Annotated in this window: 21 protein-coding genes; 16 read left to right on the forward strand and 5 right to left on the reverse strand. The window is 38.5% G+C overall.

Annotation, left to right across the window (positions count from 1 at the left end; all coding sequences use genetic code 11):
- Positions 1-179: 179 nt before the first annotated feature.
- From urtA to urtE, 5 genes are all read left to right on the forward strand, one after another.
- Positions 180-1520 (forward strand): urea ABC transporter substrate-binding protein, encoded by a 1341-nt coding sequence (urtA, locus tag PL8927_RS21295; protein WP_197047508.1) that lies wholly within the window; start codon positions 180-182, stop codon positions 1518-1520.
- A gap of 96 nt (positions 1521-1616) precedes the next feature.
- The gene (gene urtB / locus PL8927_RS21300) at positions 1617-2780 is read left to right on the forward strand and encodes an urea ABC transporter permease subunit UrtB (protein ID WP_083625471.1); all 1164 of its coding nucleotides are present in this window, start codon (positions 1617-1619) and stop codon (positions 2778-2780) included.
- Positions 2777-3958, forward strand: coding sequence for an urea ABC transporter permease subunit UrtC (urtC, locus tag PL8927_RS21305; RefSeq protein ID WP_083625472.1), 1182 nt, complete (start codon positions 2777-2779; stop codon positions 3956-3958). Before urtB ends, urtC begins: the two co-directional genes overlap by 4 nt.
- A gap of 4 nt (positions 3959-3962) precedes the next feature.
- On the forward strand, positions 3963-4712 hold the full coding sequence (gene urtD, locus PL8927_RS21310) for an urea ABC transporter ATP-binding protein UrtD (protein WP_083625473.1): 750 nt from the start codon (positions 3963-3965) through the stop codon (positions 4710-4712).
- 112 nt (positions 4713-4824) lie between these two features.
- The gene (urtE, locus tag PL8927_RS21315; protein ID WP_083625665.1) at positions 4825-5526 is read left to right on the forward strand and encodes an urea ABC transporter ATP-binding subunit UrtE; all 702 of its coding nucleotides are present in this window, start codon (positions 4825-4827) and stop codon (positions 5524-5526) included.
- A 353-nt stretch (positions 5527-5879) separates the two neighbouring features.
- On the opposite strand, the gene PL8927_RS21320 is transcribed toward urtE, so the two are convergent.
- Positions 5880-6200 carry a DUF433 domain-containing protein gene (locus tag PL8927_RS21320; protein ID WP_083625474.1) on the reverse strand — a complete coding sequence of 107 codons (321 nt, stop codon included), beginning with the start codon at positions 6198-6200 and terminating at the stop codon, positions 5880-5882.
- A gap of 119 nt (positions 6201-6319) precedes the next feature.
- On the opposite strand from PL8927_RS21320, the gene PL8927_RS21325 reads away from it, so the two are divergent.
- The 9 genes from PL8927_RS21325 (at position 6320) to PL8927_RS21365 (ending at position 17142) form a co-directional block, all read left to right on the forward strand.
- A complete protein-coding gene (locus PL8927_RS21325; protein WP_083625475.1) occupies positions 6320-6967 on the forward strand; it encodes an ABC transporter ATP-binding protein in 648 nt (215 codons plus the stop codon).
- Between the two features lie 21 nt (positions 6968-6988).
- The gene (locus PL8927_RS21330) at positions 6989-7783 is read left to right on the forward strand and encodes an ABC transporter permease (RefSeq protein WP_083625476.1); all 795 of its coding nucleotides are present in this window, start codon (positions 6989-6991) and stop codon (positions 7781-7783) included.
- A 569-nt stretch (positions 7784-8352) separates the two neighbouring features.
- Positions 8353-8565, forward strand: coding sequence for a hypothetical protein (locus tag PL8927_RS21335; protein ID WP_083625477.1), 213 nt, complete (start codon positions 8353-8355; stop codon positions 8563-8565).
- A gap of 727 nt (positions 8566-9292) precedes the next feature.
- On the forward strand, positions 9293-10414 hold the full coding sequence (locus PL8927_RS21340; protein WP_231506100.1) for a VWA domain-containing protein: 1122 nt from the start codon (positions 9293-9295) through the stop codon (positions 10412-10414).
- Positions 10415-10431: 17 nt separating this feature from the next.
- Entirely contained in the window at positions 10432-13620 is a 3189-nt protein-coding gene (locus PL8927_RS21345; RefSeq protein ID WP_083625479.1) for a tubulin-like doman-containing protein, read from the forward strand.
- 84 nt (positions 13621-13704) lie between these two features.
- Positions 13705-15381, forward strand: coding sequence for a hypothetical protein (locus tag PL8927_RS21350; RefSeq protein ID WP_083625480.1), 1677 nt, complete (start codon positions 13705-13707; stop codon positions 15379-15381).
- A gap of 33 nt (positions 15382-15414) precedes the next feature.
- A complete protein-coding gene (locus tag PL8927_RS21355; protein ID WP_083625481.1) occupies positions 15415-16128 on the forward strand; it encodes an OmpA family protein in 714 nt (237 codons plus the stop codon).
- 48 nt (positions 16129-16176) lie between these two features.
- Positions 16177-16566, forward strand: coding sequence for a hypothetical protein (locus PL8927_RS21360; RefSeq protein ID WP_083625482.1), 390 nt, complete (start codon positions 16177-16179; stop codon positions 16564-16566).
- A 75-nt stretch (positions 16567-16641) separates the two neighbouring features.
- Positions 16642-17142, forward strand: a complete 501-nt coding sequence (locus PL8927_RS21365; RefSeq protein WP_083625483.1) for an ATP-binding protein — start codon at positions 16642-16644, stop codon at positions 17140-17142.
- Here the strand turns inward: PL8927_RS21365 and glgP are convergent.
- The 4 genes from glgP to PL8927_RS21385 all read right to left on the reverse strand — a co-directional run bounded on the left by glgP (position 17139) and on the right by PL8927_RS21385 (position 24577).
- Positions 17139-19619, reverse strand: a complete 2481-nt coding sequence (gene glgP / locus PL8927_RS21370) for a glycogen/starch/alpha-glucan family phosphorylase (protein WP_083625484.1) — start codon at positions 19617-19619, stop codon at positions 17139-17141. The two genes, PL8927_RS21365 and glgP, sit on opposite strands and share 4 nt — an antisense overlap.
- A gap of 150 nt (positions 19620-19769) precedes the next feature.
- Positions 19770-20948, reverse strand: a complete 1179-nt coding sequence (locus PL8927_RS21375; protein WP_083625485.1) for a transaldolase — start codon at positions 20946-20948, stop codon at positions 19770-19772.
- A 312-nt stretch (positions 20949-21260) separates the two neighbouring features.
- Complete coding sequence (locus PL8927_RS21380; RefSeq protein WP_083625486.1) at positions 21261-21758, reverse strand: DUF1269 domain-containing protein; 498 nt, start codon at positions 21756-21758, stop codon at positions 21261-21263.
- Between the two features lie 410 nt (positions 21759-22168).
- Positions 22169-24577, reverse strand: coding sequence for a phosphoketolase family protein (locus tag PL8927_RS21385; RefSeq protein WP_083625487.1), 2409 nt, complete (start codon positions 24575-24577; stop codon positions 22169-22171).
- Positions 24578-24993: 416 nt separating this feature from the next.
- Here PL8927_RS21385 and PL8927_RS21390 point away from each other — a divergent pair, with 416 nt between their 5' ends.
- On the forward strand, positions 24994-25632 hold the full coding sequence (locus PL8927_RS21390; protein ID WP_083625488.1) for a histidine phosphatase family protein: 639 nt from the start codon (positions 24994-24996) through the stop codon (positions 25630-25632).
- A 112-nt stretch (positions 25633-25744) separates the two neighbouring features.
- Positions 25745-26962, forward strand: a complete 1218-nt coding sequence (locus PL8927_RS21395; protein WP_083625489.1) for an acetate kinase — start codon at positions 25745-25747, stop codon at positions 26960-26962.
- The last annotated feature ends 9 nt before the right edge of the window (positions 26963-26971 follow it).

Consider the following 26971-nt stretch of genomic DNA (forward strand, 5'->3'; position numbering starts at 1 on the left):
ACCTGAATGGGAAATTGTTCTAACCATATCTTCATCGAATAGCAGAAAATCGTGAAGTTTTAAGCGCTTTTATCTACTACTCGATGTTTCGATTCAACCAATTCACAGTTGGCGGAGATGGTAAAGAAAATGACCTATTCTCAAACCAACTTTTTAAGTTAAATACCTAAATAGTCATCGTGAAAAAAAGATTAGGTAGACGCAAATTCTTAGTTTTTGGTTCAGCAGCCTTTGGAAGCACCTTTTTCCTCAAAGGTTGTGCCAACTCTGCAACTAATACCACGAGTCAAACGCCAACCAGTGACGCCAGCCCAACAGCAACAACAGCAAGTACCAGTACAGGAAGTGGCGATACAATTAAGGTGGGAATTCTTCACTCTTTGAGTGGAACTATGGCAATTAGTGAAACCACCGTTGTTGAAGCCGAAAAATTAGCAATTAAAGAAATTAATGCCAATGGTGGCGTACTCGGTAAACAAATTGAAGCGATAATTGAAGATGGGGCTTCTGACTGGCCGACCTTTGCCGAAAAAGCTCAAAAATTGATTGATCAAGATAAAGTAGTAACGGTTTTTGGGTGTTGGACATCTGCTAGTCGTAAAGCCGTCAAAGATGTATTTGAATCCAAAAACCATATGTTATGGTATCCGGTTCAATACGAAGGTCAAGAATGTTCTAAAAACATTTTTTATACCGGGGCTGCTCCTAACCAACAAATTGAACCTGCTGTTCAATGGTTAGTTGACAACAAAGGGAGAGAATTTTTCTTAGTCGGCTCAGACTATGTTTTCCCCCGCACGGCTAACACGATTATTAAAGAACAATTAGCCGCTATTGGTGGAACAACGGTTGGGGAAGATTACTTACCGTTAGGGAATACGGAAGTTACCCCAATTATTACCAAAATTAAACAGGCTTTACCCGATGGAGGGGTAATTTTTAATAGTCTGAATGGAGATAGTAACGTTGCTTTCTTCAAACAGTTACAAGGGGCAGGAATGACCCCCGATAAATATCCCGTGATGTCGGTGAGTATTGCGGAAGAAGAAGTGCGACAAATTGGTAAGGATTTCCTTCTCGGTCACTATGCCGCTTGGAATTATTTCCAAACCGTAGATACTCCTACAAATAAAAAATGGGTAGAAGCATTTAAAGCGGAATATGGACAAGATCGGGTAACAAATGACCCAATGGAAGCCGCTTATATCATGGTTTATTTGTGGAAACAAGCCGTAGAAAAAGCGGGAACTGCTGATGATTTAGAAAAGGTTAGATTAGCGGCTGTGGGTCAAAGTTTGGATGCTCCCGAAGGCAAAGTTACGATGTTCCCTAACCATCATATTTCTAAAACTGTGCGAATTGGACAGGTGAGAGATGATGGATTATTTGACATTGTTTGGGCAACAGAAGGCCCCGTTGATCCCGTTCCCTGGAACCAATTTGTACCCGCCACAAAAGGCTATGCTTGTGACTGGACAGATCCCACTAAAGGGGAAAAATTCCAACTGCAAGGAACTTAATTAATCCTAATTAATCCTAGATTTGATCCCCCTAAATCCCCCTTAAAAAGGGGGACTTTGACTTTCTAATTCCCCCTTTAACAGTTTTTCCTCAAAATGCAAGACCTATTCATTGCCATATTTAATGGAATTAGCATCGGTTCGGTGTTGTTAATGGCAGCATTAGGACTCGCAATTGTCTTTGGACTCATGGGTGTAATTAACTTAGCTCATGGGGAACTGATTATGTTAGGAGCCTATACAACGTTTGTCGTTCAAAATATCTTCAAACCGTTAGGCGAACCTCTATTTAGCACCTATATTATTTTTGCCATTCCGATTGCCTTTATCGTCACCGCCTTAGTCGGATTAGCCTTAGAACGGGGTGTGATTCGGTTTTTGTATGGAAGACCCCTAGAAACTTTATTGGCAACTTGGGGAGTCAGTTTAATTTTACAACAATTTGTTCGCAGTGTTAGTACCACATTTGCCATCGGAATTGTTATATTTTGCCTACTCTTTTTTGGAGGTTTGTGGGTACTGCGTCGTCGTCCCCATTGGGAAATAATTCGACAATGGGCGATTTCCGTTTTATTCCTTTTATCATCAGCAACAGCCCTCTCCATAGGATTAGTAATTGGACAAAGCCAAAAAGCCTTAGCAAAACCTTGGTTTAGTGATAGAAACGTGGATGTTACGGCGCCTCCTTGGTTGCGAGGGGGATTAGAATTAGGGAATTTTCAGGTTCCCTATTCCCGTGTTTTTATTATTATTTTAACGATTCTGTGCTTAATCGTAATTTATTGGTTTTTCAACCAATCAAATTGGGGATTAAGAATTCGCTCAGTCACCCAAAATCGTACCATGAGCGCCTGTTTAGGGATTCCCACCGATACCGTTGATGCTCTTACCTTTTCCATCGGTTCAGGACTCGCAGGAATTGCCGGATGTGCGATTACATTATTAGGATCAGTTGGGCCCAATACCGGACAAAATTATATCGTTGATACGTTTATGGTGGTGGTAGTTGGAGGGGTAGGAAATCTCTTAGGAACAGTTATTGCCGCCTTCGCCATTGGTGTTACCAGTTATTTAATTGGTTCAGGAACTCTGGCGTTATTATTAACCAACCTTAATGCTGCACCATTCTTTGTGGATTTCTTTAATTTTTTCGCCACAACTAGCTTGGCAAAAGTATTAGTGTTCGTGTTAATTATTGCCTTTTTACAAATCAAACCGTCAGGAATTTTTCCACAGAAAGGGAGAACGGCTGAACTATGAACGATGAAATTAGCGTTCTAGCTAAAACCAAACAACAAAAACGGAAAAAGTTACTGATTGAAGGGGCGATTATTATTGGGTTCAGCTTATTATTTGCCCTACTGATGCCCTTAATATTACCCGTCTTTCGCTTAAAACTTTTGGGTCGGTTTCTTGCCTTAGCTATTGCTGCATTAGGCATTGATTTAATCTGGGGATATACGGGATTATTGAGTTTAGGACATGGCATCTTTTTTGCATTAGGGGGTTATGCCTTAGCCATGTATATTAAATTGCAACTTCCCGCCGGAGAAATCCCCGAATTTTTTACCCTCTATGGGGTAAATGATTTACCTGGGTTATGGAAACCGTTTTATTCCTTTCCTTTTACTGTATTTGCGGTGATTATTATTCCCGGTATTGTGGCGGGTTTACTGGGATATTTAGTCTTTAGAAACCGAATTAAAGGGGTTTATTTTTCGATTATTACCCAAGCGTCATTAATCGTTTTCTTTAACTTCTTTAACGGTCAACAACAACTGATTAACGGCACAAACGGGCTAAATATTGAATCCGATAAAATATTTGGGGCTGTTGTCGGTTCTCCCGCCGTTCAGTTAGCATTTTATGAAATCACAATTTTGTTTCTAATTGCTACCTATTTACTTTGTCGCTGGTTAACCAGTGGACGATTTGGTAATTTATTAATTGCCATTCGGGATGATGAAGTTCGTTTAAGATTTTCCGGTTATAACCCCACTTGGTTTAAGGTTTTAGTCTTTTCTATTTCTGGAGCATTAGCCGGAATTGCAGGCGCATTGTATACCGTCCAAACGGGAATTATTACCCCTAATTTTATGGATGTTGCCTTTTCAATTGAAATGGTAATTTGGGTCGCCGTGGGAGGACGGGGAACATTAATCGGGGCAATTATAGGAACTCTATTAGTCCGGTTAGGAAGAACATTATTGAGTGAACAATTTCCCGAAGTTTGGCTATTTTTCCAAGGGGCATTATTCTTAATTGTGGTGACAGTATTACCCGATGGCATTGTGGGATGGGTACGAACCATTGCATGGGATAAAATTCGGGCTTTATTCGGATTTCCGAAGGTCGTGGCGACCTATCCCAGTTTAGAAGAAAACCCGGAAGTCGAGTTAGAACGGGAAGAATTTGAACAAAAAACAATGAAAGATTAAAACCATGACTGCTAAAATTTTAGAGATTAACGATGTCACCGTCAGTTTTGATGGATTTAAAGCCCTCAATCACCTAAATTTTAGTATGGATGTGGGGGAATTGCGAGTAATTATTGGCCCTAACGGAGCCGGAAAAACCACGTTTTTAGATGTGATTACGGGCAAAGTTCAACCCACTGAAGGACAGGTGATTTTTAAAGGGCGTAATTTGAGAAAAATGCCCGAATATCAAATTGCTTGTTTTGGAGTTGGGCGCAAATTTCAAACCCCTAGAATTTATCTAAATTTAACGGTTAGAGATAATTTAGATTTAGCCTGTAACCGAAATAAAAGTGTATTTCCCACCTTATTTCAACGAACTAAGGGGGTAGAAATCCGAACCGTTGCGGGACTTTTAGAAACCATTGGATTAATTGCCAAAGCTGATTTTCCAGCAGCATTATTGTCTCACGGGGAAAAACAACGGTTAGAAATTGGGATGTTAGTGGCACAATCTCCTGATTTATTATTAGTTGATGAACCTGTAGCGGGACTCACCGATGAAGAAACCGAAAACGTGGGAAGTTTGCTGTTAGCATTAGCAGAAAGTCACTCCATTATTGTGATTGAACATGATATGGAATTCGTGCGACAAATTGCCAGAATAGTAACGGTTTTGCATCAAGGTTCGGTATTGTGTCAAGGGGATATGGATGAAGTGCAAAATGACCCCCGTGTGATTGAAGTTTATTTAGGAAAACAAGAGGAGGAGTAAACGGTTTAAGCCCGAACTTTACTTCCGGGTATTTTAATCAATTAAGGAGGACTTCAAAATGATCGGAATAACACAAGGAGCAGTAATAGAATCTGTAGCACTCCCTGATTTGATGTTACGGGTGTCTGGGGTGAATGTTTATTATGGAGAAAGTCATATTTTACGCGATGTCGATTTAAGTGTTACCCCCGGACAAATGGTATGTTTAATTGGCCGAAATGGAGTCGGAAAAACGACTCTCTTAAAAACAATTATGGGGTTACTCAAACCCAAAACCGGGGAAATTTATTTTCAAGGTAAACCCCTGAATAAAGTTTCAACGGATAAACGGGCGAGATTAGGGATTGGTTATGTTCCCCAAGGACGGGAAGTTATTCCTCGTGTCACGGTCAAAGAAAATCTATTATTAGGGTTAGAAGCGTTACCTCTAGGAAGAAAAGGTAAACCTGAAATTCCTGATGATATTTTTGAGTTATTCCCTGTTTTAGAAACGATGTTATCTCGGATGGGAGGAGATTTAAGCGGCGGACAACAGCAACAGTTAGCTATTGCGAGAGCGTTAATGGGAAGACCCCAATTATTGGTTTTAGATGAACCCACAGAAGGAATTCAACCCTCAATTATTTTAGAAATTGAAGCGGCGGTGCGACGAATTATTCAAACAACCGGAATTTCGGTTTTATTAGTGGAACAACACTTACATTTTGTCCGCCAAGCTGACCGTTATTATGCTATGCAAAAAGGAGGAATTGTCGCTTCTGGTGCTACAAAAGATTTAAGTCAAGAAGTGATTCAACAATTTTTAGCGGTGTAAATGTTGACTATATAGATAGCAAGTCTAAATCAGTTGTACATCAGACTTAAAATCCAATTCCTCGTAGGGGCTAGGCGCTTAAGTCATAATGCCCTGAACTAAAGTTCGGGCTGAAAGCTGAAGTCATCTAAAGATGACTCAGATCATTTTTAATTAACCCGTTTTAACGGGTTTGTAGGGGCGGGTTCAACAAGATCTTTTCTGATTAACCGCAACCCCACTGAACCCGCCCCTACGCCTGAAATTTATTTCAAGGCTTTTGGCACTATTAACGCTGATTTTTCATCGGCTATCATCCTTAAAATTCGTTGAATTTTCCAAAAATTACAGAAGAGGGATTATGTTTGTTCTTGTTAATTATTTCTGCGGATAGCTGCCTCAATCTCTTCTGGATGAGTATCAGCATAAGTCCAAGCATTGACTAAATTTTCTGCTTTCAAATGAGGAAAATCTTGTAAGATTCGAGCATCAGAAGCACCATTCCGGCGATAATTGATCAGTGACCAAACGGGGATACGAGTGTTAGCAATTCTAGCATCCCCACCGCACACCCCAGGAGTTTTTTCAATTCCTTGCCAAACATTACTTAAACTTTGGACTAGCAATTGAATAGCCTGCGCTTTTTCCGCTAGACTTAATGCCAGCAGTTGAGGTTCTAAGTCTTTTAGAGTCATGTTACTGCCGCCTTTATAATCAGGGGGGATCTAGTTAAGAGTTTAACATCTAGCTTTTCAAATTTCCGTTTTAGCCTGGATTTCTCTATAAATATCCGTTTAATTTTGAGTTACAGAACATGAGTCAATTATCTGCAATCAATCTCGGTCGTAAAATTCACTCTCGATGGATTTGGCGAGGGGTTAACTTAATGTTATCCCCTGGGGTTTGTTTAGGTTTAGTCGGGGCGACAGGAACCGGAAAAACCCTATTATTAAAAACGTTAGCCGGGTTAGATCCCATTGATGAGGGCAAAATTCAACTCGAAAATCGCCTATTAACTCAATGTTATATGCCTGAATACCGTTCTTTAGTGATTTATCTGCATCAACGCCCTATTTTATTAGAAGGAACTGTAGAAACGAACTTAAAAATGGTTTATAATCTATCTGTTCATCGTCAAAAATGCTACAATTCGCAACGGGTAGAAAACTGGTTTTTAGACCTAGGGCGATCGCCCTATTTCCTCCAACAATCTACTCAAAATTTATCAGGAGGAGAAACTCAATTAGTGGCTTTAATTCGAGCATTACAATTAGATCCATTAGTCTTATTATTAGATGAACCCACAGCCTCTTTAGATCCCACAACAACCCAACAAGTAGAGTCTTTAATTCAACGTTGGTTAACGGAAAATCCAGAACGAGCTTGTATTTGGACAAGTCATGATTCTAAACAATTGTGTCGGGTAACTCAAGTTCAACAAGAATTAGTTTCTCATCCTTAATGTTATCTTATTTATCCTAAAATGTCTAGTAGTTATATTCCGATTAGTTTAGAACAATTAGCCCTATCTGTTTTATTCATTCTGATTAATATTGTTCTATCATTAGGACTCAGATTAGGTTTAGCGCAAACATTAGTGATTGCTAGTGTGCGAATGGTCGTGCAGTTATTATTAATTGGATATGTCTTAAATTGGCTGTTTGCCTTATCCCATCCTTTTCCGATTATTGCCTTAGCAATAATCATGACAACTATTGCAGGCATTTCTAGTGTAAATCGTACCTCACGGAGATTTTTAGGAATTTACTGGCGAAGTTTATTATCGGTTTTTCTCTCCTCATTTTTGATTACCAATTTAACAACTTTTGGCATTATTCAAGTGCAACCTTGGTATGATCCGCAATACTTTATTCCCCTGTTAGGAATGGTATTAGGAAATACCCTGACTGGGATTTCTTTAGGATTAGATCGATTCATGGAATCTTTAGTCAATCATCGTCAAAAAATTGAAACCTTATTAGCATTAGGCGCAACTCGTTGGGAAGCAACTCATGAGGAAGTTAAAACCGCCCTGAAAACCGGAATGATCCCCACAATTAATTCGATGATGGTGATGGGAATTGTTAGTTTACCTGGTATGATGACGGGTCAAATTTTAGCAGGTGCAAATCCTTTAGATGCGGTACGATATCAGATTATTATTATCTTTGCGATCGCCTCAGCTACAGCTTTAGGAACATTAGGAGTGGTATTATTAGCTTGGCAAGCTTTACTCAATTCTTCCCATCAACTCTGTTTAGATCGTTTGACAAAATGAAACCAGTTTCATAGTATAATAGACTAACTGCATCTTCCTTTTTTAGCGATCACGTCCATAAAAACACAAATCATTGAGTCAGAGTCGAGGGGTGATGATGTGTTCGGCAATGTGGCACTCCACTTTAAGAAAAATTAAGATAAACTATAGATAACCCTCTACTCACAAAACTTTCGGTTCAAAAACAGTCTGTTTTGATACAGAAAAGTTTTTCCTGGGAGTTCTGTCACATCTTCTTTTACTACTGTTCCTCTAATTTATAACCCTAAAAATAGAGGTTTTTAATGCTTGAGGGTTAAGGGAAAAACTGTAATGATCTGAGAAAAACAAACCCGTTTTTTGAGTTCCTCGTATTTCTCTTGTGCCCTTGTTATCTACCCTAACCTTAGTAATGTGCCTGTAGTCCTTAATTAACCTGAAGTGATGATCAATTAATTCGTTCATCCCTACGCGGAAATCAATTGTTTGATCAAAGCAGAGTTGAGTCTAACTGTATAAAAATTCAGAGACTCTTAATAACAAAAGACTACGATTATTCAGTGTTTAAAAATTGAGGAGAATCCTTGAGTATGGGTGCAATCCATAAGCTGGTTAACCAGACTTTAGAACAGGGTTATTTAACCCAAAAGGTTGAAGCAGAACTCAGAGAACTGTTACAAACAACCAAATATAGCCAAGATGATTTTGAAGCGTTTATTCGATTACAAAATGCTGCAATTGATGGATTAGTAAAACAAGAATCCCGTGAACAATTAAAAATCTTAAGCATAGCAATTGCTTGAGAAATAATGGCTCACTAAAACATCCCTTAATTGTCGGGTGCGTCGGCGGAATATTAGATCTTAAAAAATCTAATCATAAATCCGCCGCCCGCACCAACTTTTTTTAATTTCAAACAAAAATTTAGTTGCTGGCGCGAGACCATTAGTGTCAACTTTAACGCTAAAAGTAGGCGATCAAACCATAATTTCCTTGATCTGATCCCAAGTCAATGATCCCCCCTAACCCTGCTTAACAAGCAGGGCTGTTTCATTCTCGGATCTAAAATGCGATCGCCTGAGAATAGAGGGCGGGTTTAGGGAGATAATTACTGATCATTAAAGCTCGTCTCGGAACCCGCCCCTACGGTTTAATTGTTGATTATTGCTCAAATGCGATGCCGCAAGGCGGCGGCTACGCCATCAGATTTTTTCAACAACAAAATGTAGGGGCGGGTTCTGTAATTATCTTCAATTCTAACCAATAATCTGACTAAACCCGCCCATCTTCAATGAGATCGCCTTTTTACTATTAATATGAAATCCCTAAATGATCCCCCCAACTCCCCAGGGCTGTTTCAAAGTCAGATCTAAAATGCGATCGCTAGATGGGTTAACCTCTGAACGGATTGACGCAGGTATTCCAGTAGAACATACTACCAAAAGTTTTGTGATATTATGATCAACGGTATAAGTTTCTAACTAAACTACCTTGAGTGAGATTTGTACGGCAGTTACCCCTGGTCAATCTTTGACCGATTTCCAAAAAACAGGTTTGGAATGGGTAGGGCGTCTACAGGGTGGGCGAGATGTGGTACTGGCCATTGACCTAACCGAAAGCGTTGGTTTGAATGATGAGGGCCACATTCGGTTACGCCAAATTGTTGAAGACAGCTTAAAATCAGGAGATACGGTTTATGTTGTGCCTTTTGCTACAAAAGTTAATCCTTTAGAACCGGAGATTAACCCCCTAAAATTAGAAGCTGCCATTCAGTTTAAGGGGAAAACTGATGTAGAAAAGATTTTGCAAGTGATTCCGTTTCAGGCGAATCTGAATCTGCAAAATACTGATATTCAACGGGCTGAGTTAACCATCTATCAAGGTTTAGCGGATCTGAATCAATGTCGTTTAACCCAGAATCAACCGATTAAACCCCAATCGGTGGTTTGGATTACCGATGCACAACTATTCACGAAATCCCCCGCGAATTCCCAAGAATGGATAGAAACCCCAGGGGACAGTCCCTTTCGAGTGGGAACGTCTCAAGAAACACAACAGCGTCAACAGTGGTTAGAAAAATTACCATTAATCCCCCGTTCTCTCTCAATTAAAACCCAAGATCAGCAAAAATATAACCTGACTATTGTTGATCTTCCCCCCACTGTCCAAGAATTTTGTACTCCTACACCCGGATTAAAACAAACTTGTTTAGTCCCCCCGTATTTATGGAAACAGTTATCCTTACCTGCGTTAACTTTAGTCATCCTAATTCTAGCTAGTATAGGTCTAGGAATTAAAGTTTATTATCTCAATAAAAAATGGAAAATTACTATCAATTTCGCAGATAAAAAAACAGAAGAACAAACCGTTTATCTGCGTAATCATCAAAGAATTTCTATCGGTGAATATGAATCTAACTGCAACCATTCTATTGATACACCAGGAGCAGAAATTCGAGGTTATTTAATGAGGAAAGGAGAAAAATTATATTTAGAACCAACCCCAGATAGTCTCCTTGAATATAACGGTCAAAACCTGACTAAAAAAACACCTATATCCGGTGTTTCATTTCAATTAAATTGTCCCTATTCAAAAACAGGAAATTCTCAAGCCAAAAAGAATTACGAATTTACAATTAAAATTCAAAAATAACCAGGGAGAAATTAATCATGCAATCTAACGACTATCAACTACAAGGAATTCAACGGACAATTTGTATTGGATTAGGAGGAACTGGACGAGACGTTTTAATGCGACTGCGACGGTTAATTGTGGAACAGTATGGGGATTTAACAAAATTGCCAATTGTTAGTTTTGTTCATATTGATACCGATAAAACAGCAACTCAAGGCTCAAGTTTAAAAACAGGTAATACTTATCGGGGTGTTGATTTAAGTTTCCGAGATTCTGAAAAAATTAATGCGATTCTAACCGCCGCCGAAGTGACTAATTTTGTTCAGGGAGTAGAACAGCGTTCTAATTATGATCGTCAAGGGCCTTATGATCATATTTCGCGGTGGTTTCCCCCCCAGTTACTGCGTAATATTAGAGCAGTTGAAGAAGGAGCAAAAGGAATTCGACCTGTGGGAAGATTAGCCTTTTTCCATAATTATCAAAAGATTAGAACCGCCATTGAAACCGCAGAAAGACGAACGATGGGGCATGAAGCTATTCTACTCAAATCAGGATTAAAAGTTGATCCCGGATTAAATATTTTTGTAGTTGGTTCTTTGTGTGGTGGAACCGGAAGCGGAATGTTTTTAGATATAGCCTATAGTTTAAGAAAATTATATGGAGATAAAGGGACTCAATTATTAGGATATTTAGTCATTAGTCCGCAATTATATAGCAATGCTTCCTATATGAATGCTAATACTTATGCCGCCTTAAAAGAATTAAATCATTACAGCAGTCCGGGGACTCGATTTGAAGCCTGTTATGATATGCAAAATTTAGTTCTGGTTAAAGAACCTCGCGCCCCCTTTGATTATACTTATTTAATCTCTAATCAAACTAACGGTGAATATACAATATTAGAACAGCAAAAATTATGTAATGTGATTGCTCATAAAATTGCGTTAGATTTTTTAGGAGAATTAGCACCCGTCGCTAAAGGAATGCGGGATAATTTATTAACCCATTTAATTCAAGCGGATAATCACCCCCGTCCTAATCCTCAAGGGTATTTAACCTTTGGGTTAGCTGCTATTTATTTCCCGCGTGAAATTATTGTTAAAATTGCCTTAAATCGGATTAGTTTAAAACTATTAAATTTTTGGTTAAATGGTGAAGGACAAAGCCCTGACCCCCAATTAATACTTGAACAATTTATGATCAAGTATAAATGGCATAGTGATTCAAAAGAACGGGATGGCTTTACAGAACGATTAACAGAATCCGTTCAAGAAGGGAGTCAAAGTTTTACTAATACCTTGACGAAATGGAGAAACAACTTAATCAACAACAAAATCAATGAATGTAAGAATCGAGAGAATCGTTTGGAATTAAAAACAGATTTATCGTGGCAATTTAGAGCCCAATTTAGAAAGGTTCAGCCGGGAGAAAACGAAACAACGCGAGGGATTTGGTTGACGCGGTTATTACAGATACGCCCCGTTATTACTAAACAGTTAAAAGATCATATTAATGAGTTTATTGCTGAATTGATGACCCCCAGTAATCCTAATTTTTCGATTAAAACTGTTCGGGACTGGTTAGATGCGATGGAAACGGATTTAAACAGTTATCAACGTCAGTTAGAGGAAGAAATTTCTCAAGCTGGAGGAATGAAAAAAATCGAAGATATGGAGAATAAATGGCGAGATATACAACGGGAAATAGATGATATTGAGGAGAAAATAGAACTGCCATTATTTAATAGCAAAAATCGCAATATCCAGAAAAAAGCCGAGAGTGCTGTTAGGAAAATTTTTAAGTTAATTGAAGATAATTTTAAGTTAACAGCGAATCAGGAAGCCTTAAAAATTGTCGGCGATTTGCAAAAATATATTAGAGATTATTCGGTGCAAACCTCCGGTTTTAGCCGAGTTATTGAAAATTGGAAAACTGACTATGAAAAAGAACAGAAAGATCTAATCAATTCTAATTTTAATGAAATGAGTGGAGAGGCAATTTTCGCTCAAGAAGATATTGAAGAATGTTATCAAACCCTCTTGCCAGAGATTAATTTTCGCTCTCAGTTAGTGTTAGTGAGTAAAGATATTACGGAAGCATCAGGTGTGGAAGAATCCCTCTCTTATTTGATGGATCGTAGCACTTTAGAACAACTGAAAACCGAAATTAATCAAGAAATAGATAGTGTATTTGGTTCCCGTAGTAATCAAATTGTCAAATCTGTCATTAAGCGTTTTATCCAAAATTATTCCGCTTCAGTCCGTCCTATCCGTTTAGGGCAAATTATCCAAGAAGCTGAACCTTTATTGCGTTTAAATTCCAGTGATCCTTATTTTTCTAACTTACCTGATAAACTCAAACAATTTATTGGATTTAAAGATACGGACGAATTAGACGTTAACCAATTTAAAAGTATCCTGACTCACGATTTAGGCATCGATCCAACCATCCTAAAACCCTCTCAAGCTGAAGATCAAATTTTAATCGTCAAGGAATATGGCGGGTTTCCTTTAAGATTGATTAATGGTTTAGAAGAAATCAGAAATCATTATATTCGAGAACAAAATCGAGAGGGGTCTTCCTGTCATTCTGATTATCAGATTCAATTTACCGATATTATCCCCCCTGATGCACACTTAATAGAAAAATTGGCAGATGTTTTCTATCCTTGTTTGGCTTTTGAGTTAATTTTTCTAAATCCAGAAACCCAGGTTTTACAGTTGGAATATTATGATGATTTAAGAAGCTGCTATTATACAGCCGAACTCAGTCCAGTTTGGAATCAAAGTTTAGAAGAATTGGCAAATAATCAAGAAATGACAGCCACTTTAAACGAGTTATTAGAGAATGTGATTTCTCAGATTCGGCAAAATTATAATCTTTGGGAAAATAACTATTTACTGAAGCTACAGAAGTTTGTGGATTATGTAGATAAATTACCAGAATCTAGTCCTAATTATTCCTGTAAATCAACGGTTGTCGGTGTTCGAGGAACTATTCTAAAAGAAGGAGTTATTAATCGTTTAATTCAACGAATTAAAGGAATTAAAGGGGAAATTACAAGTCTTCCGTCTTCTGTCAATGACCATCCCCCAGTAAGAGGTCGTGACAGTTTAGAGCGAGAATTGAAGCAGCTACAAAAAGAATTCGACCAGGGAAATTTTAATCAGAGAGGATATGAAGTAAAAAGAAAGGAAATTATGGATAAATATGGTTTATCCTAACAAAAACAGTTGGGTTGTAGAATTTTTAACTCAACCCATGATTGAGTTTTTACCAGACTTATTTTAAATCTTCAGGATGTTGCTATGGCTATTTTTGTTCTCCCTCCTTGGATGTTCGCTCTGATTATTCTGTTTGTGGTTTTACCCTCGTTTATGAGTATGTATTATCGGTTAAATCTCTATCGACATCTCAATGATTTAGCTGATAAAGTTAATCGGGTTATCAGTAAAAATGCGCCTGGAATTCAGCCTAAGATTATCACAATATTAGAACAGAGTTTTAAGCAAGCTAGTCAAAATTTAGAACAGGTGAACACGGGGGCTTTAATTGATCAAGCCTATAGTCAAGAAAAGGTTTTAGGGAAATCCTGTGAACAAATTGATTATTTTTGTCGAATTCTTCCTAACTTACTCCTGGCTTTTGGATTAATTGGAACCTTTATTGGAATTACCATGAATTTGAATTCCTTGAGTCAAGCTATTCTTCAAAATCCAGATCAAACCAAGGATTTCATTCAGTTATTAAAGAAATTGGAAGAACCCCTAAAAGGAATGACGATCGCTTTTTCTACCAGTTTGGCGGGGTTATTCTTTAGTGCTTTGTTAACTATTTTTAACTTTTTTTACAATACCAATTTAGCTAAATATAAATTAATTAATTCTTTGGAACACTACCTCGATAATATTTATTATTCTACATTAGATAATCAAACCAGACTTGATAAAATTGTATCAGGAATGTCGAAGCAGTTTGAGAATTTTTTAACAAAATTTGGTGATACAGTTAGAGATGCTGTAGAATCAGCCATGAGAGATAATATTAAGGAAATTACACAAGCTAATGTAGAAGCGAGTCAACTAGCGCAAAAAGTTTATAATCAATTATCAAATGTAGCTGGAACATTGGATAGAGGGGCGAATAATTTCCAGACTGCAACAGAAGCCTTTGGAAATTCTGTACAAATCAATGATAAAATTGTGGTAAAATTAGAACAGGTTGTAGAAAGTTTTGAACAGAGTCAGGTTCCCCAACAATTATCAACAATAGCTACTAATTTCGGCGATTACCAAAAGAATTTTTCTGACTCTGCATTGGGTTTAGCTCAAACAGTTAAATCTCTGGAAGATACCTTAACTCAACTTCAGAATTTTACTCAACAATTAGTGACGACGGAAGCCAGTTTCACTCAACTAAATCAGAGTTCATTACAAGTTTTTAAATTGCATCAAACTAATCAACAATCTCTCTCTGAGATGATTATTCAACTAAAAGAAGGATCACAGGGATTTGAATTGGCTTCACAAACCTTAGATCAGATCCAAAAACAAATTGTTGATAAATCCGATAGTTTTGTGCAAGTTCAACAAGACTTAAAAACTATCGTTGAAACAATGAATGGTTATACAAATAATGTCAATACAAAAATAGAATATTTAACTAAAGTTCTGGTTAAACTGATCAGAAATCAAGAGAATAGTCATCAATCTTATTCTCAAGCGATCGCAGATAAATTAGACGAATCAATTAAACCTAATGTTCAGTATTTTGTTGAGATGAGATCCGATTTATCACAAGTAATTAAGATTTTACAAGCACAAAATAACCAAACAATTCACTCAGATTTATCACAAGTAATCAAACTTTTACAAGAACAAGATAACCAAACAATTCACTCAGATTTATCACAGTTAATTAAACTATTACAAGAACAAAATAACAGGAGTCAAAATAAGAAAAAATTCAAATTTTGGGGTTTATAAAGAATACCATTAATTGTTGTTATACTTAAAACTATGCGCCGTCCCTCCCAAATTAATAACTCCTCTGAAGATCTAAATATCTGGCAAGCCTTCACAGATTTGATGTCCAATGCTTTTTTAATTATGATTTTGTTTTTATTAATAGGCATTGTTAAATCAGCATCAGATTCCAAAGTAAAAGATCAAACAATAAAAGACTCGAAGACGAAAATTAGCCAATTAGAAACAGAAATTAGACTATTACAATCCCCGCCTGTAATTGTAATTAAAGACTCTGATAAAGATAGCCAGGGACGCTCCTTAAAATTCGAGACGGGTAAGGCGGATTTACCAGAAGGTTTACGATTATTTGTTGAAGGAAATGTTGTTGACAAACTAGAGAAATATTCTCAAGATTATCAAGGTTATGTTGTGGATATAATCGGACATACAGATGGTCAAGAAACTTTTAATCCAGCTAGTAATTTAGATCAGATATTAGAACAAGTTGCAGGGGGATCTCAACCCGTTAAAAACCTTAAACCTGGTTCTAATGCTGATTTGGGATTAATGCGAGCTTTAGCTGTGATGAAAAAACTGCAAGCTATTCAAAAAAAAGGTCGTTTAAAGGGGTTGAACTTTAGAGCTTATTCGGCTGCTCAATTATTCTTACCTTCAGGAGAATATGCTCCCCGTAACCGCAGTTCAGATGAAACTAGGCGAAGGATAGAAATTCGTTTTACTCCCCCAGGAGTAAAAACAGATTAGAGCGATACATGATATAGTTTTCCTGTTGATTGTATTGCAATTAAAAAGATGACTAAACTCAAGAAAATATTCAGTTTTTCCCTATCTACCCTACTGTATGGGATAGGTGGATTAACTTTTTTAGCTACTCCCAAAGCAGAAGCAGCAACAAATTTTAACTGTCCGGGCCAATTTCCTCAAAACAGAATGCAGTTTTCTGTGAGTTATCTTGATGGCCGATTTACAACCATTACGTTAACCCCTCAAAGTGGGCCACCTCGCACCAATCAATTAAGATATGATCGACCCAACGAGCGAGGAGAATTAGTGTATCGGGGGGGTGATATGGGAGGCGCTGATATCATTGTCATCGACTTATCAAAAGGAGCAGTTCAACCGGGTACAGAAGTTTCTGTTTCACTAGATGGACAGTGGGCGAGAGGAACTTGTAGTCTCTAATTCAGTTAACTTTTAAAATAGGACTGACACAGAAACCGAGTTCTGAATAATCAACCCGGTTTCTGGGAATAGGATATGATTTGTCATTTTATGATTGGTGTTCCCGGTTCGGGAAAGTCAACAGTTGCTCAACAACTGGCGGAACTTACGCAGGGTTTAATTATTTCTACCGATCGCATTCGAGAACAACTTTATGGGGATGAAATTATTCAGGGGAATTGGTTAGAAATTGAAGGGGAAGTCTTGCGAGAAATGGAAAAGGCGATCGCGTCTTCTCAACCGATTATTTATGATGCGACCAATGTTTATCGACATTGGCGACTCGAACTATTAGAAAAAATTGCCTTAATTTCTCCTGAAATTCCTCGTGTTTGGGTAGCTTGGGTATTAGAAACCCCGATAGAAACTTGCAAACAGTGGAATCAAAATCGCTCTCGTCAGGTTCCTGAATCTATTATTGAACAGATGGGGAATGCGATCGCCAATTGTCCTCCGACTCCCTCCGAAGGATTTATCAAAGTTTATTATTTAAAACCAGGCTATTTCGACTTAAAAACGCTACTAATATTATCCTAAACCGGGTTAATATTCCAAATAGTCTGACAATAGGTTTGGACAATTTCATCAGAAGAAAAACGACCTAGACGAGCCACATTTAAAATAGACATTTGCGTCCATTTTTCCCAGTTTCGATAGGTTTTGCTGACTTGATCTTGACAATCCAAATAGGATTGATAATCGGCAAAAATCATATATTCATCATGATATAATAAGGCATCAATTAACGTTTTGAATAGATTCGGATCACCTTGGGAAAAATAACCCGATGCAATTTGATCAATACTTTCCCGCAAGCTTTCGTTAGTATGATAATAACTCCAAGGATTATACCCTTTAGCTTTTAAAGCTTCAGTTTCGGGTAAACTTAAGCCAAAATCAAAGAAATTTTCGGCTCCGACTGCGTTGCGTAATTCTTCGCTGGCTCCATCGACAATTCCCATTGTTAACGCGCCATTAAAGGCGGGTTTTAAAATTGCAATTCCTGCCGATTTTTTACCCGCCATTGCTAAATGTTCAGACACATCTGCTGCGGGATAGATGCGTTCACTTAAAGTGGGAGTAACATTGGGAATAAATACTACTTTTAAGCGATCGCCAATAATCGGATCGGAATTAACCACTTGACCCACCGCATGAATTAATTTAATCATCAATTTCCCCATCACATAACCGGGGGCTGTTTTTCCGCCAAAAATAAACGTTTGGGGAACATAATCTAAGTCAGGATTTTTGCGAATTTGATTGTAGAGGGCAATAATTTTAAACACATTCAAATGCTGGCGTTTATATTCTTGAATTCGTTCAATTTGAATATCAAAAATAGAATCGGGATTCACCATAATCCCACAATTTTGTTCAATATAATTAGCCAGTTGTCGTTTATTTTCCTGTTTAATATTTCGCCAAGCTAAACGAAATTCTACCTGATCCATTTCCGCTTCTAAACGATGCAGATCGGCTAAATTTTTGATCCAGCTATTCCCAATTTTATAAGTAATTAATTCTGTTAAACGAGGATTTGCTAAAACCAACCAACGCCGAGGGGTAATTCCACTGCTAATCGCCCGAAATTTTTCCGGGGTTAATTCATAAAAATCAGGAATAATAGATTGCTTTAATCGTTCTGTTTGCCAAAGAGAAATCCCATTAATTGCATAACTTCCCACACAAGCTAAGTGTGCCATGCGGACATACCGTTCTCCAGTTTCATCAATTAAGGATAATCGGGCTAATTTGGTAAAATCCCCCGGATATTGACTCCGAACTTTAATCAAAAATCGATTATTAATTTCATAGATAATTTCTAAATGACGGGGTAATAAACTCCCTAACAATCCAATCGCCCATTTCCCTTGAACTTCGGGTGATAGTGTAGGATTGAGATAAGTAAAAGTTTGCCGTGTAATTGACCAAGCTTGTTCCCAATCCAAGGCATATTCATCAATAAATAATCGCATTAATTCTGCAATTGCGATGGCACTGGGAGTATCATGAAGTTGAACGGCATAACGTCTATAAAAGGTGTCTAAACTCTCTCCTGTTGCTAAATGATTCCGAATCATATCTTGTAGAGAACAGGACACTAAAAAGAATTGTTGTTCTAAACGTAATTGTTTTTCTTGAATCAGTTCATCATGGGGATATAATACTTTGGTGAGTAATTCGACAAAGGGTTTTTCCAGAACGGTTCCATAATAATCCCCAATATTAAAATCTTGATAATTTAAGGAAACAATCGGTTCTGCTTTCCACAGTCGCAAGGTATTAATTCTCTGGCTTTGATAACCGGAAATCGGGGTATCATAGGGAACGCCTTTAATACAACGATGGCCAATCCAACGCACTCGATAGCGTCCTTGATCATCATAATAGGCTTCGGTATGACCGCCTAATTTTACATTTACCGTTGCTTCTGGACGCTCAATTTCCCAAGGATTTCCATACCGTAACCATTTATCAATTTTTTCAACTTGCCAACCATTGCGAATTTCTTGATCAAAACTGCCAAATTCGTAGTGAATTCCATAGGCTATAGCAGGAAGATTCAAGGTAGAGAGGGAGTCTAATTCATTAACAGGTAATTGGGCAACATTACCATATCCTAAACTGGGTTCTATTTCTTGATCAATTAATTCTTGTAAATTTAAGTTAAAGGTTTCAAGACATTGTTGTATTGGTTCCCATATATTGAGATTGATCAGATGATTAGCGAGATGGCATCCTAATGAATATTCGGCGGAAAAATAGCAAACCTGTTTAACATGATTTTGAGCGTCGGTTTGAGTTGTTTTGACCCAAGAAGGCATTAATAATTGTCGAATGGTATAGGCTAAGGCTTGATATAATTCTTGGGGGGTTGCCGTTGTCGGTAATTTACCCTGAAGATAGAGCAGGTTAGCCGCAAAGTTTCGTTGTAAATGCTCTAAAGAAATTGCAGTTTCAGGATCACCTGCCATTAAATCGTTCAAAATAGAATCGGGAAATGGATTCATATCGGCAAAATAATCACCCGTGAGGGTAGAGATTGTTTAAGTTTAATAGGTACAATGATAAAACTTTATGGCGCGTCAGTCATCCTAGAATATAAAGTAGAGAGACGCGCCGTGGCACGTCTCTACATTTTCCCCTAGAGTTTTGATTTTTTAAACCGTTGCGAAATGAAAGGATACCCCCAACCCAGCCGCCATTTCTTCGGCGGTAATTTGACCATCGTTATCTTGATCCAGAGCATCAAATACGGCATCAGTTCCTGACCATTCTTCACGGGTAATATAGCCATCTCCATCTAAATCATACGCCCGGAAAATGTCTTCGGCCGCATGGCTAATCACTTCTTTTCCTTCTAAACGAGCTAGGCGTTCAGTTAAGAATTTTTCTAAGGCTTCTAAGGCTTTAGAAAACCCTTTAATTCCTTCTTCTAACTTCTCTGAAGCCATGGCATCTTCGGCGTGCATTCGGTTAAAAGTGTCTTGATCAATCGAGATTTTTTCCATCTCAAATGTCCCTACAGTTTTGGGGTCAAGTTTGCGGGGTAAGTCACCAATAGTAGATTGTAATTCTTCTAATAAGGCGGGAGAAATCGTTAATAAATCACAACCTGCTAACTCGGTAATTTCCCCAATATTACGGAAACTTGCCCCCATGACTTCTGTTTGATAACCGAATTTTTTATAATAGTTATAAATTCGGGTCACAGATAACACGCCAGGGTCTTCCTCTGGAGGATAGGAATCTCGCCCGGTGTCTTTTTTATACCAATCTAAAATCCGCCCCACAAAGGGAGAAATTAAGGTAGCCCCGGCTTCAGCACAGGCGATGGCTTGATGAATGCCAAATAATAGGGTTAAATTACAATGAATCCCTTCTTTTTCGAGAACTTCTCCGGCTTTAATTCCTTCCCAAGTGGAGGCAATTTTAATTAAAATGCGATCGCGGGAAATTCCAGCTGCTTCATATTGATCAATCAGATAACGACCTTTAGCAATAGTGGCTTCGGTATCATAAGATAACCGAGCATCGACTTCCGTTGACACCCGCCCCGGAATAATTGCTAATATTTTTAATCCAAAGGCAACGGCTAACCGTTCAAAGGCTAAGGTTGCTACTTCTGAAGCGGAAGCACTCTCCCCTAACTCCTGACGAGCTTTTTTGAGGGTATCATCCACAATTTCCTCATATTGAGGCATTTGGGCGGCGGCGGTAATTAAGGAGGGGTTTGTGGTTGCATCTCTGGGGGTGTAGATTTCAATGGCTTGGATATCTCCGGTATCCGCCACTACAACAGTCATGTCCCGCAGTTGTTCTAGTAGAGTTTGTCCCATTAGTTTCCGTCCTTTATTTAGGTCATTAACAGTTAACGGTCGGCTGTTTCCATATAAAGTAAAGTATATCAAATCTGTTTTTTTTTTGACACTCTACTAAATGCCTCAATCTTGATAGAATCTCAACAATTTCGATCAAGAGTTTTATTATTATAAACGATATAAAAAATCTGAGGTTAATCTTTATAAAAAAATTAGGATCGCTAAAAATCGGGTGCGTCAGCGTTGTTTGACACACCCGCAGATAGATTTTAGATAATTCTACCTATTAATCCTTGATTTTATTAGACAGAATTGGATTAAAAAATCGGATTAAACCGTCACGCCTCGGCTACTGAGAACCTCTTGTAATTGAGCTTCTTCATCTTTACTCAGAGAGGTTCTTAACACGGTTCCGCCATAAGGTGCGATTTCTTCTAACACTTTATCTGGGGTAACTTTCCGCACTAAAACAAACAGAGCAGAGGTTCCCGGTTGCAGGGTTTCCCCTAAAGATTTCATAAAGTTATCATCAACACCAATATCACTTAAGGCACCACTGGCGGCTCCGGCGGCGGCCCCTACTGCGGCTCCTAACAGGGGACTAAGGAATAAAGTTCCAATTAATAAACCCCAAAACCCGCCACTGACTGCACCCGCAGTGGTTAAGTCAACGGCTTGCTTGAGTTTAACTTTGCCTTCAGCATTCTTGACAATCACCGCAGCGTCTTCTAACTCGATTAAATGTTCTTTTTGTAATTTAATCAAAGTCAGACGGACTTCTTCGGCTTTGTATTCGCTATCGTAAGCGATCGCAATTAAGTCACTCATGGTTAAAAATCATAAAATTAGTCATCAACAGTTTAGCACAAAATCGCTTTTTTGCCCCGACTAAAAAAGGGAGGAGCGGGTTTATTAGACTTAACATGGGGATGTGATCAATTGTCTCGAACCCGCCCCTACAATTTGTTTTAAAAGGGCGATCGCATTTCTAAACCTCTGATCAATTCAATCGTAATTCTGTAGGGGCGGGTTCTGAAAAAATATTTGATTATAATCAATCAGCTTACTAAACCCGCCCGGCTGTACTATTTTATCCCCTTGAGCTATTGTAAAATCAGTCTGCAAGCTAACAGAAACCGGGTTTCTAGGAACTTAGTCTGGGTATACAGAAACCGGGTTTCTGAAGTTATCTTGATTTCTCACAACAAATCCAACAGAGAAACCCGGTTTCTAGAAATTTAAAACGGCCATTTCCAATTCACAATTTCATCTTTGTCCATGCCATGTTCATAGGCATAATTGACATTTTCGATGATAGCATTTTTCATGCGTTCCCGAACATAAGCCGCCGCCGAACCTAATTTAGGTACTCGGTCAATGACATCCATCACCAAATTAAAACGGTCAACTTGGTTATTAATCGCCAACTCTAAAGGCGTATTAATATTCCCCTTCTCTTTATACCCTCTAACGTGCAAATTCGGGTGATTTGTCCGCCGATAAGCTAACTTGTGAATTAACCAAGGATAGCCATGAAAATTAAAGATAATCGGTTTATCTGTTGTAAACAAACTATCAAAATCTCGGTCAGATAAACCGTGAGGATGTTCCGAATCCGGTTGTAACTTGAATAAATCTACCACGTTCACAAACCGAACTTTTAAATCCGGTATTTCTTCCCGTAAAATAGCCGTTGCTGCTAAAGATTCCATTGTCGCCACATCGCCACAACTCGCCATAATTACATCAGGAATATCCGGGTCTTTTCCGCAATCATCACTGCTTGCCCATTCCCAAATGCCAATGCCTTTAGTACAATGTTTAATGGCTTCATCCATTGTTAAAAATTGCAGATGTTTCTGTTTATCCGCAACAATCACATTGATATAATCCGTACTCTTTAAACAATGGTCAGCAACGGATAATAAACAGTTAGCATCGGGGGGTAAATAAATCCGAGTCACACTGGCGCTTTTATTTGTTACCACATCTAAAAATCCGGGGTCTTGATGACTAAACCCGTTATGATCTTGACGCCAAACCGTTGAAGACAAGAGAATATTTAACGAAGAAATCGGCGATCGCCAGGGTACTTCATTTTTGCAAATATCCAACCATTTCGCGTGTTGGTTGAACATGGAATCAATCACGTGAGCAAAGGCTTCATAAGTATGGAAAAATCCATGACGTCCGGTGAGCAAATACCCTTCTAACCAGCCTTCTAAGGTATGCTCACTCAACATTTCCATCACCCGGCCGTCGGTAGCTAACTCACTTCCGTCTAAATCTTCCGGGTAAAAATCCCCCATCCAGATTTTTTTACTAACCTCATATATCGGATTTAAACGATTAGAGGCGGTTTCATCGGGGCCAAATACCCGGAAATTCTGCATATTATTCCGCATCACATCCCGGAGGAAATTGCCCAAAAGCTTTGTATTTTCTACTTCCGACTTCCCTGGATGTTCCACAGAAACCCCATATTGTCGGAAATCGGGTAATTTTAAATCTTTTCGCAGTGCCCCTCCGTTGGCGTGGGGGCTCGCACTCATCCGCTTGGTTCCTTGGGGGGCTAAAGCCTTGAGTTCAGGAATTAAACGGCCGTTTTCACCAAATAATTCTTCCGGTTTATAACTCCGCATCCAATCTTCTAATAACTGAAGATGGGGCGGGTTGGTGGTGACATCAGCCATCGGGACTTGGTGTGCTCGCCAGAAGCCTTCAACTTTATGACCATCCACCTCCGCAGGGCCCGTCCAACCTTTGGGACTCCGCAAGACAATCATCGGCCACATCGGACGTTTAGCCGTACCCGTTGACCGCGCTTCTGCTTGAATAGTTTTAATTTCCGTAATGGATTCTTCTAATATAGCTGCCATTTTCTGGTGCATTAAGGTCGGGTCTGACCCTTCGACAAAATAGGGTTTATAGCCATAACCTTTAAACAGCGCTTCTAATTCCTCATGGCTAATCCGCGATAAAATAGTCGGGTTGGCAATTTTATACCCATTCAAATGTAGAACAGGCAACACCGCCCCATCTCGAATCGGATTCAAAAATTTGTTAGAATGCCAAGCAGTGGCTAAAGCTCCGGTTTCGGCTTCTCCATCCCCCACCACACAAACGGAGATTAAGTCGGGGTTATCAAATACAGACCCATAAGCATGAGATAAACTATAGCCTAACTCCCCTCCTTCATGAATAGAACCGGGGGTTTCCGGGGTGCAGTGGCTACCAATACCGCCAGGAAACGAAAACTGTTTGAAGAATTTTTCCATCCCCTCGGCGTCTTCGCTAATATTGGGGTAAATTTCCGAGTAGGTTCCTTCTAAGTAAACCGGGCCTAATACCCCTGGTGCGCCGTGACCTGGGCCAGCGAGATAAATCATATCCAGGTCGTATTTTTTAATCAGGCGGTTGAGGTGAATGTAGATAAAGCTCAACCCCGGACTTGAACCCCAATGTCCTAGTAACCGATGTTTAACGTCTGAGGGTTTTAGGGGTTGTTTTAATAGAGGATTTTCGCGTAGATAAATCATACCAACGGCGAGGTAATTACAAGCTCGCCAGTAAGCATTAATCTGATGTAGTTCCTCCTCATTCAAAGGGTTATTCAACTCAAGGGGTTTATCTGGTGCAGCTACCATAAGTCCTGACCGTTATAAAGGGTTTTCGTTTTTCAACTTTTGAGAGCATAGGATATATTGAAAACGGCGGTTTGCGGTTTTGTATATACCCTATTGTTGAAAATTTGGTTAAATGATAGCACTGAATCTTGATTTGAGAGACATACTATTTTTATTCTTCTTGTTTTTTTAAGATTTGGCTGGGTTAACCCTTATAATAATGAGTAAACTTTAACAAAAGATTAAAATTTTATTTAAAAAAAGTTAAAGATTTTCTCTCGATCTGAGAAACTCAAGCTGATATGTTAAGCTAACGGCAACCTGAAGGTATGGGGAAAATTTAAACAACTGTTAAACTCAATATCTATATTCAGGAATAGGCTTTAAGGAGGAGTTCACCCTGATTGTTAACAGTATCCTATTATTCACTTAAAATTATGAGCGTTAAACTGTACTTTCTTCGACATGGAGAAACCACCTATAGTCAACAAGGCGGTTATTGTGGAAATTTAGATCCAGATTTAACCGAAAATGGTTTAAAGATGGCGGATCAATTTGCGACATCTTACCAGAATTTGCCTTGGGTTGCTGCATTTGTGAGTCCGATGAAACGAACAATTACAACAGCAAAACCGTTGTGTGAGGCGGTGGGTTTAGAAATGCAATTTCGAGAGGGTTTAAAAGAAATTGCTTATGGAGAATGGGAAGGACAACTTCCCCAAACCGTGAATCAAAATTACCATGATGATTATGTTCGTTGGTTAACAGATCCGGGTTGGAATGCACCGACAGGAGGAGAAAAAGGGGTTGATATTGCTCGGCGTTCTGCTCCCGTGCTTCAAGAAATAGAAGAACGATATCAATCAGGGAATATTTTAATTGTATCTCATAAAGCCACGATTAGAATTATGTTATGTGAATTATTAGGAATTGATATTGGTAGATTCCGCGATCGCATTGCCATGCCCACAGGGGCTGTTAGTATAGTAGAATTATCTGCTCATGGGCCGTTATTACACGCTTTAGCTGATCGATGTCATTTAGATCAAAGCTTACGTTCTTCTATTGGAACTTAAAACCCGGATTTAAGGGATTAATGGGATTGCACATAAAATTTAGTTTATGTTTTCGGCTTTGAGTTAAATTAATGATATTATTACTTATCTTAATTTTTACCGAATTTACCCTATGAAAATTTTAGTATTAAATGCGGGTTCAAGTTCTCAAAAAAGCTGTTTGTATGAAATTACAAAATCTACGTTACCCGACTATCCCTTACACCCGATTTGGGAAGCGAGTATTGATTGGACAGGATCACAGGAATTGGGTTTAATGACTGTCAAAAAACCAGGGGTAAAACAAGAGTATTCCTTAGATTTGAAATCCAAGCAAGAAGCACTCTCTCAAATGTTTAATACCCTAATTTCAGGGGAAACAAAAGTTTTAAATCACCTTTCAGAAATTAATATTGTCGGTCATCGCGTCGTCCATGGCGGCTCAGATTATTCGGAAGCAATATTAATTGATGAAAAAGTTAAGGAAACTATTCAGTCTTTAATTCCTCTGGCTCCTAGTCACAACCCCGCCCATTTAGAAGGAATTGAAGCCGTTGAAACTCTATTAGGAACTGTCCCCCAAGTTGCAGTATTTGATACCGCTTTTCATCGAAAAATGCCCGATTATGTAACAATTTATCCGATTCCTTATCACTATTTAAAAGAAGGAATTAAACGCTATGGATTTCATGGAACAAGCCATAAATATTGTGCGAAACAAACGGCTAAAATCCTCGATAAACCCTTAGAACTCTTAAAAATAATTACCTGTCATTTAGGAAATGGATGTTCCTTAGCTGCAATTCAAGATGGGATTAGTATTAATACTACTATGGGATTTACCCCCCTAGAAGGATTAATGATGGGAACCCGAAGCGGTTCAATTGATCCGTCTATTGTCTTATATTTACAAGGAAAATATCAATATGATGTGCATCAAATTAATCAAATTTTAAATAAAGAATCGGGGTTAAAAGGAATTGTGGGGGAGTCGGGAGATCTGCGATATATTTTAGCAGAAATCAAAGCCGGAAATGCTCAAGCTAAACTCGCCTTTGAAATGTATATTCATCGCTTAAAAATGGGAATTGGGCAAATGTTAGCGAGTTTAGGGGGTTTAGATGCGTTAGTATTTACCGCCGGAGTCGGAGAACACGCCGAAAAAGTTCGAGAAGCCGCTTGTCAAGGATGGGAGTTTTTAGGGTTAAAATTAGACTTAGAAAAAAATTCTTCTAACCCCGTTGATCAAGAGATTTCTACATCGGATTCTCAAGTTAAAATATTAGTAGTTCATACGGAGGAAGATTGGGCGATCGCAACGGAATGTTGGCATTTATTTAATTGCTATTAATGACAGTTT

This window comes from Planktothrix serta PCC 8927, assembly GCF_900010725.2.
GTDB classification, from domain to species: Bacteria; Cyanobacteriota; Cyanobacteriia; order Cyanobacteriales; family Microcoleaceae; genus Planktothrix; species Planktothrix serta.

Coding starts and splice junctions, on each gene's coding strand:
- PL8927_RS21365 (WP_083625483.1), top strand. CDS start 16,642: ATGATTTGTCATTTTATGATTGGTGTTCCCGGTTCGGGAAAGTCAACA.
- PL8927_RS21395 (WP_083625489.1), top strand. CDS start 25,745: ATGAAAATTTTAGTATTAAATGCGGGTTCAAGTTCTCAAAAAAGCTGT.
- PL8927_RS21330 (WP_083625476.1), top strand. CDS start 6,989: ATGTCTAGTAGTTATATTCCGATTAGTTTAGAACAATTAGCCCTATCT.
- urtC (WP_083625472.1), top strand. CDS start 2,777: ATGAACGATGAAATTAGCGTTCTAGCTAAAACCAAACAACAAAAACGG.
- urtB (WP_083625471.1), top strand. CDS start 1,617: ATGCAAGACCTATTCATTGCCATATTTAATGGAATTAGCATCGGTTCG.
- PL8927_RS21325 (WP_083625475.1), top strand. CDS start 6,320: ATGAGTCAATTATCTGCAATCAATCTCGGTCGTAAAATTCACTCTCGA.
- urtE (WP_083625665.1), top strand. CDS start 4,825: ATGTTACGGGTGTCTGGGGTGAATGTTTATTATGGAGAAAGTCATATT.
- PL8927_RS21355 (WP_083625481.1), top strand. CDS start 15,415: ATGCGCCGTCCCTCCCAAATTAATAACTCCTCTGAAGATCTAAATATC.
- PL8927_RS21360 (WP_083625482.1), top strand. CDS start 16,177: ATGACTAAACTCAAGAAAATATTCAGTTTTTCCCTATCTACCCTACTG.
- PL8927_RS21385 (WP_083625487.1), bottom strand. CDS start 24,577: ATGGTAGCTGCACCAGATAAACCCCTTGAGTTGAATAACCCTTTGAAT.
- glgP (WP_083625484.1), bottom strand. CDS start 19,619: ATGAATCCATTTCCCGATTCTATTTTGAACGATTTAATGGCAGGTGAT.
- PL8927_RS21350 (WP_083625480.1), top strand. CDS start 13,705: ATGGCTATTTTTGTTCTCCCTCCTTGGATGTTCGCTCTGATTATTCTG.
- PL8927_RS21380 (WP_083625486.1), bottom strand. CDS start 21,758: ATGAGTGACTTAATTGCGATCGCTTACGATAGCGAATACAAAGCCGAA.
- PL8927_RS21345 (WP_083625479.1), top strand. CDS start 10,432: ATGCAATCTAACGACTATCAACTACAAGGAATTCAACGGACAATTTGT.
- PL8927_RS21335 (WP_083625477.1), top strand. CDS start 8,353: ATGGGTGCAATCCATAAGCTGGTTAACCAGACTTTAGAACAGGGTTAT.
- urtD (WP_083625473.1), top strand. CDS start 3,963: ATGACTGCTAAAATTTTAGAGATTAACGATGTCACCGTCAGTTTTGAT.
- PL8927_RS21390 (WP_083625488.1), top strand. CDS start 24,994: ATGAGCGTTAAACTGTACTTTCTTCGACATGGAGAAACCACCTATAGT.
- PL8927_RS21320 (WP_083625474.1), bottom strand. CDS start 6,200: ATGACTCTAAAAGACTTAGAACCTCAACTGCTGGCATTAAGTCTAGCG.
- PL8927_RS21375 (WP_083625485.1), bottom strand. CDS start 20,948: ATGGGACAAACTCTACTAGAACAACTGCGGGACATGACTGTTGTAGTG.